The organism is Streptomyces sp. S.PB5, from assembly GCF_030403745.1.
Lineage (GTDB): Bacteria > Actinomycetota > Actinomycetes > Streptomycetales > Streptomycetaceae > Streptomyces.
Window position 1 is genome coordinate 527,272 of record NZ_JAQMWP010000002.1, and the last position, 14,764, is coordinate 542,035.

Consider the following 14,764-nt stretch of genomic DNA (forward strand, 5'->3'; position numbering starts at 1 on the left):
GAAGCGCGGCCGAGGCCGCCCAGCCCGCTCACTCCTGCAGCAGCACCACGCACGACTCCCCGGGTACCTGCAGCACCCCGTCCGTCCCCGGCCCCTCCACCGGCTCCCACGCGGCCAGTACGCGCGCCTCACGGGGCCCCAGAGGGATCGCGGCGGTGCCCTTGGCCAGATTCACCACCACCCGCACGTCCCCCCGCCGGAAGGCCAGCCAGCGCCCCTGCTCGTCGTACGCCACCCTGGTGTCGGCGAGGTCCGGGTCGGTGAGGTCGGCCTGTTCGTGGCGCAGGGCGATCAACTTGCGGTACCAGTCCAGCACGCGCGCGTGGGGTTCGCGTTCGGGCTCGGACCAGTCCAGGCAGGAGCGGTCCCGGGTCGCCGGGTCCTGCGGGTCGGGTACGTCCTCCTCCGCCCACCCGTGCGCCGCGAACTCCCGCCGTCTGCCCCGCCGTACGGCCTCCGCGAGCTCGGGATCGGTGTGGTCGGTGAAGAACTGCCAGGGTGTGCCCGCCGCCCACTCCTCGCCCATGAACAGCATCGGTGTGAAGGGAGCCGTCAGCGTCAGCGTGGCCGCGCAGGCCAGCAGCCCCGGGGAGAGGGAGGCCGAAAGGCGGTCACCCTGGGCCCGGTTGCCGACCTGGTCGTGGGTCTGGCTGTAGCCGAGCAGCCGGTGCGCGGCCACCCGCGCACGGTCCAGCGGGCGCCCGTGCCGGCGGCCCCGGAAGCTGGAGTACGTGCCGTCGTGGAACCAGCCGCCGGTGAGCGTCTTCGCCAGCGCCGCGAAGGGGGCGCGGCCGAAGTCGGCGTAATAGCCCTGCGATTCGCCCGTCAGCGCGCAGTGCAGGGCGTGGTGGAAGTCGTCGTTCCACTGCGCGTGCAGCCCGAAGCCGCCCTCCGTACGGGGCGAGACCAGGCGCGGGTCGTTCAGGTCGGACTCGGCGATCAGGAACAGCGGCCGGCCCGACTCGGCGGCGAGCGCGTCCACCGCCGTCGACAGCTCCTCCAGGAAGTGGCACGCGCGCGTGTCCGCCAGCGCGTGCACCGCGTCGAGCCGCAGCCCGTCGATCCGGTAGTCCCGCAACCACGCCAGCGCGCTCTCCAGCAGATAGGCGCGCACCTCGTCGGAACCCGGCGCGTCCAGGTTCACCGCCGAACCCCACGGCGTGTGGTGGGCGTCGGTGAAGTACGGGCCGAACGCCGGCAGGTAGTTCCCCGACGGTCCGAGATGGTTGTGCACGACGTCCAGGACCACCCCGAGTCCGAGTCCGTGCGCCCGGTCGACGAACCGTTTCAGCCCCTCCGGCCCGCCGTAGGGCTCGTGCACGGCCCACAGCGAGACGCCCTCGTACCCCCAGCCGTGCCGGCCGGGGAAGGGGCACAGGGGCATCAACTCGACGTGGGTGACGCCCAGTTCGACGAGATGCCCGAGCCGGTCCGCGGCCGCGTCCAGCGTGCCCTCGCGCGTGTACGTGCCCACGTGCAGCTCGTACAGGACCGCGCCGGGCAGCGGCCGGCCCGTCCACTCCGAACCCCACTCGTACCGGCCCTGCTCGACGACCGCGCTCAGCCCGTCCGGGCCGTCGGGCTGGCGGCGCGAGCGGGGGTCCGGCAGGACGGGACCGTCGTCCAGCGCGAAGCCGTACCGGCTGCCGTCCCGCGCCTCCGCCTCGCCCCGCCACCATCCGGCCCGTTCGGGAACGCGCTCCAACGCGCGCGTGGCGCCGTCGCACTGGAGCGTCACACGGTCGGCCTGCGGTGCCCACACCTCGAACTGCACGGACGGTTCCCCTTCGTCTGCTCACCGTGATGTAGCCCGTCCATCGTGCTTCAAACGAGATCGATCCGCTTCCGAATCCTCCCTTTCCCGACTGGTGTCGTGGCAGTTGGCGTCGGACACGCGCGCGTGGCGGCGGTTGTCACGTTTTCTGGACACCCGGCGTTCACTGCCCGACAATCACGATCGTGACGTCGTCCTTCGAGTTCAACACGTACCCCGCGCGGCTCTCAGACGCGGAGCGCGACAAGGCGCTGAAGGTGCTCCGCGACGGCGTCGCCATGGGCCGGCTCTCGCACGACACCTTCATCCGGCGCATGGAGCTGGCGCTCGCCGCCCGCCGCTCGGACGAACTCGCCGTGCTCACCGCCGACCTGCCCTCCGAGAGCCGGCTGTCGCGGATGGTCTTCGGCTCCGTGGAAGCGGTCTCCGGATTCACCCAGCGGCTGCGCCGCGCCTGGCAGGCGGAGCGGCTGCCGAAGCTGCTGCTGCCGCACCCGGGCGACGGACACCCGCTGCGCATCGGCCGTGATCCCGCGAGCGGCCTTCGGCTGAGCCACGAGACGGTGTCCCGGGTGCACGCCGAACTGCGCCGCCAGGGCGGCATGTGGGTGCTCAGGGACCTCGGTTCGACCAATGGCACGACGGTCAACGGGCGGCGCGTCATCGGGGCCGCCGTGGTCCGCGAGGGCGATCAGGTGGGCTTCGGGCGGATGTGGTTCCGGCTCTCCGCCGACTGATCCGAAACGTCCTCGAACTGAGCCGGACCTTAGCTCTGGCCTGGGGTTTACTTCCTGTCGAGGGCTCATATCCCTTTCCCGACCGCGGTGTTGACGTACCCCACAAGTCGTGACTCACTGTGCGTACACCATGCACATCAGGTGAACCGACGGCACCACATCGTGGAGGTGTGCCCTGTCGCCCCTCCTCCGTTACCCGACCGTCGACGAGCTGGGTGCCCGGGCGGCCGCACTCGTCTCCCGCCATCCCCGGGACGCCAGGCTCCGCCGCGTCGGCACCTCCCGAGCGGGCACCCCCCTGTGGCTGCTCTCCGTCGGCCACGGCAGCCGCCAGGCCCTGATCGTGGCCGGACCGCACGCCAACGAGCCCGTGGGCGGCGGCACCGTCCTGCGGCTCGCCGAATGCGCCGTCGCCGACCCGCTGCTCACCGACGGCGCCGACGCCACCTGGAACCTCCTGCTCAGCCTCGACCCCGACGGACTGCGCCGCAACGAGGGCTGGCTGCACGGCCCGTACACCCTCGGCCGCCACTTCCGGCACTTCTTCCGGCCCGGCTTCCTGGAACAGCCCGAGTGGCTGCCCGACGGCGCCGCCGCCGTCACCCTGCCGGAGACGCGCGCCCTGCTCGACCTCCAGGACGAACTGCGGCCCTTCCTCCAGTGCTCGCTGCACGGCGTCGACATCGGCGGCGGCTTCGTCGAGCTCACCCATGAACTGCCGGGCCTCGACCGCCGTATCGCCCACCACGCGACCCGCCTCGGCATCCCACGCGAACTCGGCCCGTACGACACCCTGTACTGGCCGGTCCTCGGCCCCGCCGTCTTCCGCATCCCGCCGCCGCGCCGGGGCGACCTGGCCGCCGCCATAACCGAGGCCGCCGTCGAGTCGACCTGGTTCCACCCCTACCGGTACGGCACGGTCACCGCGGTCGTCGAGGCGCCCATGTGGGGCGCGCACGCCGTCGAGGACGCCTCCGCGCCCGCCGACGCGGCCGCCGTCCTGCGCACCGTCAGCCGCACCCTGCGCCAGGACACCCAGCGCCTCGAACGGATCTTCACCCGCATCCGCCCGTTCGTCGCCGCCGCCCCGGACGCGGACCGGCTGCTCGCCCCGGTCGACGACTATTTACTGGTCTGCCCCGGCATCGCCGACTCCTGGGACCCCGACGTCACCGACGGCTCCCATCCGCTGCCGCCGCTGCACGCCGCCCACCTGGCCGCCCTGCGCATCTCCGGGCGGCGACTGGCACTGCGCACCGCGGGGCTGCTGCACCAGCTCGTCACCGCCGCCGGGACCGACCCGGCCGGTGCGCTGCCCGAGCTGGACCGGCTCATCGACCAGTGGTGCGCCGACTGCCGCGACGGCTGCGGGGCGCACTGGATCCCCGTCGCACGCCAGGTGGAGTACCAGGCCCGGGTGGTGCAGAGCGTGTTCGAACTGGCCGGGCGGCACACACGCGTGCGTTCCCGTTCGGGTGAGTCGGGGTGGGGATCCCAGACCGCCGTGCCGATGCATCTGGAATGAAGAACTGCACCACTGCAAACCGCACCACTGCATCGAGGACGGCCCGGGGCGCCCTGCTCGCCGCGGCCGCCCTCCTCGCCGCCGGCACGGTCCCCGCTCAGGCGGCGCCCCAGGACTCCCGCACCGGCAACTGGCTCTATCTCACGGTCACCAAGGGCGACACCCGCGGCACGCTGCTGCTGTGCGACCCGCCCCGGGGACACGGCAAGGCCGCCGAGGCCTGCGCCGAGCTGGACTCGGTGAACGGCGACATCGCCGCCCTCCCGCCGAAGGAGACCTACTGCCCGATGATCTACGCGCCGGTGACGGCACGCGCGCGTGGACAGTGGGACGGGCGGCCGGTCGAGTACGCGGAGACCTTCTCCAACGGCTGTGTGATGACGGCGCGGACGGGGTCGGTGTTCGCCCTCGACAGCGGCTGCGACAGCGGCAGCGTCGTCAGGGGCGTCGGCGGCCTCGGCAGCCTGCACGGCTGATCCGGCCGGTCCCGCTGATCCGGCCGATCCGCCGATCCGGGTGGTGGCGGGGTTCAGCCCGCCCGGTCGCGCGCGTGGAGCGCCGCCGCCACCACGGTGCGGGACTGGTGCCGGATCTGGTGCTCCAACGGCACCCAGCGGGCCCGGAAGCGCTCCGCGAAGGTCTCGCTCCAGGTCGCCACGAGCCGCTCCAGGCGCGGGGCCGCACGGTCGTCGTTCTCCTTCAGGACCCGCAGCAGCATCGAGGCCGCCCGCAACGGCAGCCGCCGGGCGAACGCGTCCACGCTGCCCACGTACGCGCGCGTGTTGTCCGCCGGAGGGGTGTGCATCCAGTCCGCGGCCAGCCCCGGAACCAGCTCCAGACCCCACCTGGCGGCCCGCAGCAGCGGCCCGTCGACCTCCGGCAGCCGCGGCTCGGCGTCCGCGAGCACCCGCTCCACCTGCGCGGTGTCCTGCAGCAGCCGCCCCGCGAGACGCCGCAGCGCGACGGCCGGCGCGGGATGCGGCGCCGGGTCGTCGACCAGGTCGCTCGCCCACATCGGCACCTCGACGATCGCGGTCAGCCCGCCGTACCGGTGCGCGTGGTACCAGGTGCTGTTGCGCGCGTCGTCCGGCATGCTCGGATACGCCGCGCCCGCACCCGGCGCCGGCATCACATGCACCCCCGGCCCGGACGCGGGCCAGCCCGCGGCGTCCGAGGCGCCGGTCTCCACCGGGATGTTCAGCTCCGCCGCCGACTTGGCGAACGGTTCCGCCAGACCCGGGATGTCCTTGGTCAACTGCACCCAGCTGCCGCCCAGATCGGTGCCGTGCAGGGTCACCTGGAGGTAGGGGCGCAGTTCGTCGATGACGCCGGTCAGGGCGCGGGTCTCCGGCGGCAGCCGGTCGGGCGGCAGCACCGCCGGCGACCACTCCGGCTGCTCGTGGCCCGCCGGCCGGAAGAAGCCGAGGTGGTAGTCGAACAGGCTGCGCGGCGCCGGAGTGACATGCAGGCTCGCCCCGTCGGGGTCCGCGCACAGCAGGAAGTGCCAGGACGTGCCGGCCCGCAACTCCCGCTCGTTCACCACGCGTGCGGCGACGTCGAGGAGGGTCGCGCCACCGGTCGGCTCGTTGGAGTGGGCGCCGGCCACGACCAGTACGGCCCGTCGGGCATGGCCCACGGACAGCAGGAGGAGGGGGCGGCCCGCCCGGGACCTGCCGATCTGTCGCAGGGTGCACAGAGCGGGCCGACGAGCGGCCAGCGCCCTTGCCGACGCGACGACTTCGGTCACTGAGGGGTAGCGCAGCTCCGGCAGGAGACTCACCCCCGACATATCCGCCCGGCTTCGCAATCCGCAGTACCCCACGCCGTCTGTGAACTGTCAAGCAAGCCCAGGGGGAGGCTCCAGGGGGCGCCCAGTTGCATTTACCGCCAGCGGGAAGAGACGTGGGTGTCAGCGGGGGCACGGGTTCCCGGCGAGCCGGGGGCGCGGACCCCGGCGCTCACCGCCGCCGTGGAGTGCGGACGTCCGGTATCGCCCGGCAACGGCGGATACGGCCCGGGCGGCGGCCCGCGCGGCACGAGTGGCGCCCCCGCGCGGGCCCGTCACGGCCCGCTCCCGCCCGCTTCCCGCCCGTCAGGGGCGAACGCGCCGCCGTCAGGCACCGCGCGCCGGCCGCCCGGCGCGGGCCCCAGGAGCGCAGGCGGTGCGAGCGAGGCGCGCGCACCGCCGCGGGAGCGCGGCAAGGGCGCACATACCCGGGGCGGGTGCACCAAGCCCGCGCTTCAGCGGCTGAGCGGACCCAGTGAAGTCAACTGCGGTTCGGCAGCGCCCTGAAGGGGCGCGGGGCTGTGTCGATGTGCGGCTCCGCCGCGCGGGCGCGACCAGCCACGACGGCGCCGCAGCCGACTGTCAGCCCTCGCTGCCCCGCGGCGGAGCCGCACATCGACACAGCCGGCGGAGCGCTCAGCTCCCCGCGGATGCCACGGGACCGTCCTGCGCGACCCGCTCCAGCAAGGCCACCGGCAGCCCCTCGAAAAGCTCCGCCACGCGCGCCTGCCCCGTGAACTCCCGCCCCGGAGCCAGCACATCGGCCCACCGGCCCGGCGGCAACGGCAGCCGGGTCTCCCGCCAGCCGCCCGCCTCCGCCAGCCGCAGCGACAGCCGGGTGACCGCGGTGACGACGTCCCCGGAGCGCGCGAACGCCAGACAGTGGGCCGCCGCCGGGCCCTCGGCCGGCAGCGGCGCGTACGTCGCCGAGTCGCCGAAGGCCTCAGGCCGCCGCGCGCGCAGTCGCAGGGCCGCCGCCGTCACCTCGCCCTTCTCACCCGGATCCGCCGGCGGGAACCGCACCGCCCGCCGGTTGTCCGGGTCCACCAGCGCCCGGTACTCGGCCTCCGTGCCCTGATAGACGTCCGGAACCCCCGGCATCGTCAGATGGACCAGAGCCGTGCCGAGCACGTTCGCCCGGACCGACGGCCCGAGTGCGCTCCGGAACGCCGCCACCCGCTCGCCCGGCGCCCCGCACGGCCCCGCCGCGACGAACGCCGCCACCGCCTCCTCGTACGGCGGCTCCTGCTCCGTCCAGCTGGTGTACAGCCCGGCCTCGCGCACATGCTTCAGCAGCGCCCCCTGCACCCGCTCCGCCTCCGCCGGGCCGAGCCCGAACACCGTCTGCCAGGCCGCCCACGCCAGCTGCGCGTCCGGCACGCCCTCACCGGTGCGGGTCACCTCGGCCAGGACGTCGGCCCAGCGCTGCGGGCACTCGGTCAGCACGGCCAGCGCGCCCCGTACGTCGGCACTGCGCTTGGTGTCGTGCGTCGACACGACCGTCCCGGTCGCCGGCCAGTCGCGCTGCACGCGCGCGCAGTACGCGTGGAAGTCGTCCGGGGACACCGCCGGAGCGCCCGGGTCGCCGCCCACCTCGGTCGCCGACAGCAGCGGCACATAGCGGTAGAACGCCGTGTCCTCCACGGACTTGGCCCGCAGCGCCGACGAGGTCTGCGCGAACCTGGTCGCGAACTCCACCCGGTCGGGCCCGTCGCCCGCCCGCCCCAGCACCAGATCGCGGACCACGTCGACCGCACCGGCCTCCTCGGGGACGACGAACGCCTGCCGGGCCTCCTGCGCGGCCTCCTCGGTGACGACGGACGCGGCGTCGACGGAGGCGTAGGGCCGGTAGACCTCCATACGGACCAGCAGCTCCTGCAGGGCGGTGCGCAGCGCCCACGGCGCACGGTCGCGCAACGCGGGCTCCTGGGAAGCGGCGCACAGCCGTGCCACGACCCGGGTCAGCCGCTCCGTCTCGGCGGCCAGCTCATGCGTGACGACCTTGTACGCCGCCCGCCGCACCGTCGCCTCCCAGTGCCCGCCCCGGTCCGTCTGGGGGGCCGCGAACCGCCGGTACTGGCCGAGGAGTTCACCGAACCCCGCCGGGTCCGTGAACACGCCGTCGATGTGCCGCAGGGCGTCGTAGCCGGTGGTGCCCGCGACCGGCCAGGACGCCGGCAGCGGCTCCCCGTCCGCGAGGATCTTCTCCACGACCGTCCAGCGGCCCCCGGTGGCCTCGTGCAGCCGCCGCAGATACCCGTCGGGGTCGGCGAGCCCGTCGGGATGGTCGATCCGCAGCCCGTCCACCACCCCCTCGTGGAGCAGCTGGAGGATCTTGGCGTGGGTGGCCTCGAACACCTCCGGATCCTCCACCCGCACCCCGATCAGCTCCGAGATGCTGAAGAAACGCCGGTAGTTGAGCTCGGTACGGGCCAGCCGCCACCAGGCGAGCCGGTACCACTGCGCGTCCAGGAGCTGCGGCAGCGGCAGCTCCTCGGTGCCCTCACGCAGCGGGAAGACATGGTCGTAGTAGCGCAGTACGTCGCCGTCGGCCCGCAGCTCACCCAGGACCGAGCCGAGCGGGCCGCCCAGCACCGGCAGCAGCACCTGCCCGCCCTGTGCCTCCCAGTCGATGTCGAACCATCGCGCGTACGGCGACTTGGGGCCCTCCCTGAGCACCTCCCACAGGGCGCGGTTGTGGCGGGGGGCCATCGCCATGTGGTTCGGCACGATGTCCACCACCAGGCCGAGACCGTGCTCCCGCGCGGTGGCGGCCAGCGCCCGCAGGCCGTCCTCGCCGCCCAGTTCGTCGCGCACGCGCGCGTGGTCAACGACGTCGTAGCCGTGCAGCGAGCCGGGCACCGCCTCCAGGACGGGGGACAGATGCAGATGCGAGACGCCGAGCGAGGCCAGGTACGGCACGGCCGCCGCGGCGGCGTCGAAGTCGAACTCGGGCTGCAGCTGCAGCCGGTACGTGGCGGTCGGCACCACCGGGTCGGGTCGCTCAGGTGTCATGCAGACCTACGTACCCGCCCCGCCGTCTTTCGTGTCATCGACCCCTGCACGTCCCCCCGCGCGCGTGCATTAGCTTCGGGCGATGGGCACCATGGGACGCGCGTATCGCGAGGTCGTCGACCTGACCGGGCCACTGCTGCCGGTCATGTCCTTCCTCGGCCGGCTGCCGACGGCCACCATCCAGTTCGGCAGCGTCCTCCTCGTCGCCCGCACCAGCGACTCCCTGACCGCCGCGGGGCTGACCGGCGGGGCGCTCGCCCTGGGCCAGGTGGCCTGCGGCCCGCTGGTGGGCCGGCTCGCCGACCGGCACGGCCAGCGGACGGTCGTGCTGTGCTTCGCCCTCGCCAACGCCCTGGCCGTCACCGCGCTCGTCGCCGGAGCACTGGCCGGGCTGCCCGCACCGGCCCTCGCCCTCCTCGGCACTACGGCGGGCGCGACGGTACCGCTGATCGGCCCCCTGGCCCGCGCCCGCCTGGTGTCCCTGGCCCGCCGCGCCGGCGCCCCCGACGGCACGGTCGCCACCGCCCTGTCCTTCGAGAGCACCCTCGACGAGATCTCCTTCGTCCTCGGTCCCGCGCTGGTGGGCGTCGCGGCGGTCGTGGCGCATCCGGCGTATGCGATGGGCGGAGCGGCCGTGCTGGTGGCTGTCTGCGGAAGCGGCTTCGCGCTGCATCCGACGGCGACGACAGGCGCCACCGGGGTGGTCCCCTCACCCACCCGAGGTGCGCGCCCCCGCATGCCCCGCGCCGTCCACGCCCTCCGCGTCGCTCTCGCCCTCCAGGGCGCCGTGTTCGGCGCCTGCCAGGCGGGCATCACCGCGCTCACCGACCGCCTCGGGCAGGGCGACCAGGCGGGTCTCGTCTACGCGGCGATGGGCGTGACGAGTGCCGTGGCGGGCCTGTCCATGGCCGCCGTACCCGCACGCATACCGTTGACGACCCGCTGGCGCCTGGCCACCGCGGCCGCGTTCGCGCTCTTGCTGCCCCTGCTGTGGACGGACGGCCTGATCGCCCTGTACGCGGTAGTCACGGCCCTCGGCCTCGCCTGCGCCCCGCACCTCATCACGGTGTTCGGGCTCACCGAGCGCGCGGTGCCGCAGGCGCGGCTCGCCGAGGCGATGGCGTTCGCGACGAGCGCCCTGGTGGGCGGGCAGGCCCTCGCGATCGCCGGAACGGGGCGCCTCGCCGAGGCGTACGGCCCGGCCGCGGCGTTCGGCGCGGGCATCCTCGCGGCCGCACTCGCCTGTGCGCTCGCACTGACGGCGCGGCCGACGTCGTACGCCCGAAGCACTGAAGGCGGCGAAGGAGGACAAGTCACCCAAAGTGCACAAGACGCCCGAGGTGCCGAAGTCGCCGAGGGCACGCCCCACGCGCGCGTGCCCTCCGGGGGTTCCTAGACCGGTCGCTGCAACACCGTCATGCTCCGGTCCACCAGTGTCAGCCGGTCCCCGGCCTGCACCTTGGGGCCCGTGCCCGGCGGGACCCCGTCCGCGCGGGCGGTGTCGACGACGACCTGCCACTGCCGGCCGTGGTTGACCGGGACCACGAAGTCCAGGGTCTTGTGCGAGGCGTTGAACATCAGCAGGAAGGAGTCGTCGCTGATGCGCTCGCCGCGCGCACCGGGCTCGGAGATCGCGTTGCCGTTGAGGAAGACGGACAGGGCCGAGGCCTTGGCGCGGTCCCAGTCCCGTTGGGTCATCTCCTCGCCCTCGGGGGTGAACCAGGCGATGTCCGAGAGCTCGTCGTGGGTGCCCTCGACCGGCCGGCCGTGGAAGAAGCGGCGCCTGCGGAAGACCGGGTGGTCCCGGCGCAGCCACACCATCGCGCGCGTGAAGGCCAGCATGTCGCCGAAGACCTCGCCGTCCTCCTCCGGCCACTGCACCCACGCCAGCTCGCTGTCCTGGCAGTAGGCGTTGTTGTTGCCGCGCTGGGTGCGGGCGAACTCGTCGCCGTGGCTGAGCATCGGCACGCCCTGGGACAGCATCAGCGTGGCGATGAAGTTCCGCATCTGGCGGGCGCGCAGCTGAAGGACGTGCGGGTCGTCGGTCTCGCCCTCGACGCCGCAGTTCCAGGACCGGTTGTGGCTCTCGCCGTCCCGGTTCTCCTCGCCGTTGGCCATGTTGTGCTTGTCGTTGTACGAGACGAGGTCGTGCATCGTGAACCCGTCGTGGCAGGTCACGAAGTTGATGGAGGCCAGCGGCCGCCGCCCGTCGTCCTGGTACAGATCGGAGGAGCCGGTCAGCCGGGACGCGAACTCCGCGACCGCACGCCGCTCACCGCGCCACAGGTCCCGCACGCAGTCCCGGTACTTGCCGTTCCACTCGGTCCACAGCGGCGGGAAGTTGCCCACCTGGTAGCCGCCCTCGCCGACGTCCCACGGCTCGGCGATCAGCTTCACCTGCGAGACCACCGGGTCCTGCTGGACCAGGTCGAAGAAGGACGACAGCCGGTCCACCTCGTGGAACTGACGGGCCAGGGTCGCCGCGAGGTCGAAGCGGAAGCCGTCGACATGCATCTCGGTGACCCAGTAGCGCAGCGAGTCCATGATCAGCTGCAGGACGTGCGGGGAGCGCATCAGCAGCGAGTTGCCGGTGCCGGTGGTGTCCATGTAGTAGCGGGGGTCGTCCGTGAGGCGGTAGTAGGACGCGTTGTCCAGGCCCCGGAAGGACAGCGTCGGGCCCAGGTGATTGCCCTCGGCGGTGTGGTTGTAGACGACGTCCAGGATGACCTCGATGCCTGCCTCGTGCAGCGCCCGGACCGCCGACTTGAACTCCAGGACCTGCTGGCCGCGGTCGCCCCAGGAGGCGTACGCGTTGTGCGGGGCGAAGAAACCGATGGTGTTGTAGCCCCAGTAGTTGCCCAGGCCCATGTCGACCAGCCGGTGGTCGTTGACGAACTGATGCACCGGCATCAGCTCCAGCGCGGTCACACCGAGCTCCGTGAGGTGCTCGATGATCGCCGGGTGCGCCAGAGCGGCGTAGGTGCCGCGCAGCTCCTCCGGGAGGCCCGGGTGGCGCATGGTGAGGCCCTTCACATGGGCCTCGTAGATCACCGTGTGGTGGTAGTCGGTACGCGGGCGGCGGTCGTCGCCCCAGTCGAAGTACGGGTTGACCACGACCGACGTCATCGCGTGCGGCGCCGAGTCCAGGTCGTTGCGCTTGTCCGGGGCGTCGAAGTGATAGCCGTAGACCTCCTCGCCCCACTGGATCGCCCCGCTGATCGCGCGCGCGTACGGATCGAGGAGCAGCTTCGCCGAGTTGCAGCGCTGCCCGCGCTCCGGGGCGTACGGGCCGTGCACCCGGAACCCGTAGCGCTGACCGGGCATCACCCCGGGCAGATACGCGTGCCGGACGAACGCGTCGCTCTCCCGCAGCTCCACCGCCGTCTCCGAGCCGTCGTCGTGCAGCAGACACAGCTCTACTCGGTCCGCGGCCTCCGTGAAGACCGCGAAGTTGGTGCCGGCGCCGTCGTACGTGGCACCGAGTGGATACGCCTCTCCAGGCCAGACCTGCATGGACCCGACTCTTTCAGCTAGCGCGCGCCGCCGGGGCGCCTTGCTCCCGAGTCTCCCCGAAAGTGATGGAACCACCTATGACTTACGTCCCTCTTACCGGTCGACCAGTGCCGCACGCGAGTACTCGCGTGCGGCACGAAATACCTGTGGGGCAATCACATACTCCCGTCGACCAGGGGGAGTAGGGGGAAGACGTGCGCGAGACAGTGCGCCGCCATCTGGGCAAGGTGGTGGCCGGTACGGCCATCGCGGTGGCCTCGACCGCCGTGATGGTCGGCATCACCCTGCCCGGGACGGCCGGGGCCGACGACACGGGGACGAAGGCGGGTGCGGGCGGCCAGGCGGCCGCCGCGCAGCCGTTGGGGCAGGACGAGCAGGGCAACGCGGTGGCACCGGGTGTCGCCGAGGAAGCCCCCGCCGAGGGCGACCAGGGCCGGGGCAGCGACCCGCTGACCGACGACGAGATGGCCCGCGCCCAGAAGCTCGCGGTGAACCGCCAGACGTTCGCCGCGACGGAGGACGTCGAGGGCGAGCGCGGTCCGCAGCAGCTGACCGTCGACCTCGCCGAGCCCGAGAGCGGCGCCGCGGGCACCTCCCGGCGGGCCGATGTGACGTACTACGACTACCAGGACGACACCCTCGTCACCAAGACCGTCGACCTCGACAGCGGCAAGGTCGTCGACACCGTCAGCCGGCAGGGCGTCCAGCCGGCGCCGAGCCGGGCCGAGACCGCCGAGGCGGCGAGCCTGTTGATCGCCGACCCGCTGGGCGCGGGCCTCAAGGCGGACTACAAGGACGCGACCGGCAAGGAACTCACCTCCCCGTCCCAGCTGAAGCTGAGCGGCGGCATCCACGAGTCCGTGCCCGGCGCCCAGCCCGCCGCACTCGACAGCTGCGGCGTCCACCGCTGCGTACGGCTGTTCACGAAGGTCAAGAACGGGCCGTGGATCGACACCAGGTATCTGGTGATCGACCTCAGCGCCCGCAAGGTCGTCGAACTCGACCACTGATCCCGGCCTTCGTCCACTTTCCGAACCTGCACCTCCTGCGAGGGAGTCACTTCTCCATGCCCGTCAACAGACTGAGCCGTGCCCGGAACCGGACGGCCCTCGGCCTCGCCGTGGCCGCACTGACCGCCGGCCTGACCACCGGAGCCGGACCGGCCACCGCCCAGCCGAAGGCCGCCCAGCCGAGGGCCGCCGCGGCGGCCGCCGCCGACTGCTCCGCCGCCTACCGCATCGAGCAGAAGCTCGCCACCGGCACGACCTGGCGCATGTGCTGGCGCTACGACGGGATGGCCGGCCTCATCCTGGACGACATCTCCTACCAGCCCAAGGGCGAGGCCAAGCCGATCAAGGTCCTGGAGAGCGGCCGGCTCGGCCAGATCCACGTCCCCTACGACAACGGCAGGCAGGAGTTCCACGACCTCACCGACGAGGGCTTCGCCCAGGGCCTGATGCCCCTGGCGTCGGCCGAGTGCCCGGGCGGCACCATCAAGACGGTCAAGGTCCCGGACCCGCAGGCGGGCAGGAGCACCAAGGTCAAGGGCCTGTGCACCACCACGCGCGCGCGTGGCCACGCCTACCGGATGCAGGCCGACACCGGCAACAAGGTCTACCAGACCCAGGGCAAGGACCTTCTCGTGTACGCGGTCAACCAGGTGGGCTGGTACGAGTACATGACCGAGTGGCGCTTCCAGGACGACGGCACCATCAACATGAACGTGGGCGCGACCGGCACCCTCTCCCCGTGGGACTACGACGCGGGCGACGGCCAGGGCATGCCGATCGGCAAGGGTCCCAAGGCGCGGGCCACCAGCCACAGCCACAACGTCTTGTGGCGGCTCGACTTCGCCCTCGACGGCTCCACCAAGAACCGGATCGAGCAGTACGACTCGACCGTCACCCCGCGCGGCAACCGGCCCCCGACCACCAAGACGACGCCCACGAAGATCACCAAGGAGACCGCGGGCGACGCCAAGAGCTACCGCTGGTGGCGGGTGGTGAGCGCGACCGGCAAGAACAAGGACGGCCACGCGCGCTCCTACGAGTTCGTCCCCGGCCCCAGCACCCGCTTCCCGGCGCGCGGTTACACCAAGCACGACGTGTACTTCACCCAGTACAACAAGTGCGAGCTGTTCGCCAGCAACAACCCCAAGTGCGCCGCCGGTCACCCCAGGTTCGTCGACAAGTGGGTGAACGGCCAGACCCTCACCCACCCCGTCGCCTGGGTCAACGTGGGCTTCCACCACATAGCCAGGGACGAGGACCAGCAGCCCATGCCGGTCCACTGGCAGGGCTTCTCCGTCGTCCCGCGTGACGTCACGGCTATGAATCCGCTCACTCCGGCGGACCTGGCCGGGCAGAACGGCGACTACATACGCGGTAGTTGAGAAACGACCCTGTCCATCCGGC

Annotated in this window: 10 protein-coding genes; 6 read left to right on the forward strand and 4 right to left on the reverse strand. The window is 72.7% G+C overall.

What is annotated here, in order from left to right; translation table 11 throughout:
- Positions 1–28: 28 nt before the first annotated feature.
- Positions 29–1,774 (reverse strand): malto-oligosyltrehalose trehalohydrolase, encoded by a 1,746-nt coding sequence (gene treZ, locus PH203_RS07175; protein ID WP_289917628.1) that lies wholly within the window; start codon positions 1,772–1,774, stop codon positions 29–31.
- A gap of 185 nt (positions 1,775–1,959) precedes the next feature.
- On the opposite strand from treZ, the gene PH203_RS07180 reads away from it, so the two are divergent.
- The 3 genes from PH203_RS07180 (at position 1,960) to PH203_RS07190 (ending at position 4,512) form a co-directional block, all read left to right on the forward strand.
- Positions 1,960–2,511 carry a DUF1707 and FHA domain-containing protein gene (locus tag PH203_RS07180; protein ID WP_289917631.1) on the forward strand — a complete coding sequence of 184 codons (552 nt, stop codon included), beginning with the start codon at positions 1,960–1,962 and terminating at the stop codon, positions 2,509–2,511.
- 211 nt (positions 2,512–2,722) lie between these two features.
- Positions 2,723–4,036, forward strand: a complete 1,314-nt coding sequence (locus tag PH203_RS07185; protein ID WP_289918275.1) for a M14 family zinc carboxypeptidase — start codon at positions 2,723–2,725, stop codon at positions 4,034–4,036.
- Positions 4,033–4,512 carry an SSI family serine proteinase inhibitor gene (locus PH203_RS07190; RefSeq protein ID WP_289917633.1) on the forward strand — a complete coding sequence of 160 codons (480 nt, stop codon included), beginning with the start codon at positions 4,033–4,035 and terminating at the stop codon, positions 4,510–4,512. The genes PH203_RS07185 and PH203_RS07190 overlap by 4 nt, the downstream gene beginning before the upstream one ends.
- A 53-nt stretch (positions 4,513–4,565) precedes the next feature.
- Here PH203_RS07190 and PH203_RS07195 read toward each other — a convergent pair whose 3' ends face one another.
- Positions 4,566–5,816, reverse strand: a complete 1,251-nt coding sequence (locus PH203_RS07195; protein ID WP_289917634.1) for a M14 family zinc carboxypeptidase — start codon at positions 5,814–5,816, stop codon at positions 4,566–4,568.
- 642 nt (positions 5,817–6,458) lie between these two features.
- Positions 6,459–8,837, reverse strand: coding sequence for a malto-oligosyltrehalose synthase (gene treY, locus PH203_RS07200; RefSeq protein ID WP_289917635.1), 2,379 nt, complete (start codon positions 8,835–8,837; stop codon positions 6,459–6,461).
- Positions 8,838–8,919: 82 nt separating this feature from the next.
- Between treY and PH203_RS07205 the strand changes: the two genes are divergently transcribed.
- A complete protein-coding gene (locus PH203_RS07205) occupies positions 8,920–10,233 on the forward strand; it encodes an MFS transporter (protein WP_289917636.1) in 1,314 nt (437 codons plus the stop codon).
- Here PH203_RS07205 and glgX read toward each other — a convergent pair.
- Entirely contained in the window at positions 10,230–12,350 is a 2,121-nt protein-coding gene (gene glgX / locus PH203_RS07210; protein WP_289917638.1) for a glycogen debranching protein GlgX, read from the reverse strand. The two genes, PH203_RS07205 and glgX, sit on opposite strands and share 4 nt — an antisense overlap.
- 194 nt (positions 12,351–12,544) lie before the next feature.
- Here glgX and PH203_RS07215 point away from each other — a divergent pair, with 194 nt between their 5' ends.
- Together PH203_RS07215 and PH203_RS07220 are read left to right on the forward strand one after the other, a co-directional pair.
- Positions 12,545–13,360: a Tat pathway signal sequence domain protein gene (locus PH203_RS07215; RefSeq protein WP_289917641.1), complete on the forward strand. Its 816-nt coding sequence runs from the start codon at positions 12,545–12,547 to the stop codon at positions 13,358–13,360.
- 56 nt (positions 13,361–13,416) lie between these two features.
- Complete coding sequence (locus PH203_RS07220) at positions 13,417–14,742, forward strand: copper amine oxidase (RefSeq protein ID WP_289917644.1); 1,326 nt, start codon at positions 13,417–13,419, stop codon at positions 14,740–14,742.
- Positions 14,743–14,764: the final 22 nt, after the last annotated feature.

Excerpts from the sequence above, each read along its gene's own strand:
- PH203_RS07205 (WP_289917636.1), top strand. The coding sequence starts at position 8,920 with ATGGGCACCATGGGACGCGCGTATCGCGAGGTCGTCGACCTGACCGGG.
- glgX (WP_289917638.1), bottom strand. The coding sequence starts at position 12,350 with ATGCAGGTCTGGCCTGGAGAGGCGTATCCACTCGGTGCCACGTACGAC.
- PH203_RS07220 (WP_289917644.1), top strand. The coding sequence starts at position 13,417 with ATGCCCGTCAACAGACTGAGCCGTGCCCGGAACCGGACGGCCCTCGGC.
- PH203_RS07190 (WP_289917633.1), top strand. The coding sequence starts at position 4,033 with ATGAAGAACTGCACCACTGCAAACCGCACCACTGCATCGAGGACGGCC.
- treY (WP_289917635.1), bottom strand. The coding sequence starts at position 8,837 with ATGACACCTGAGCGACCCGACCCGGTGGTGCCGACCGCCACGTACCGG.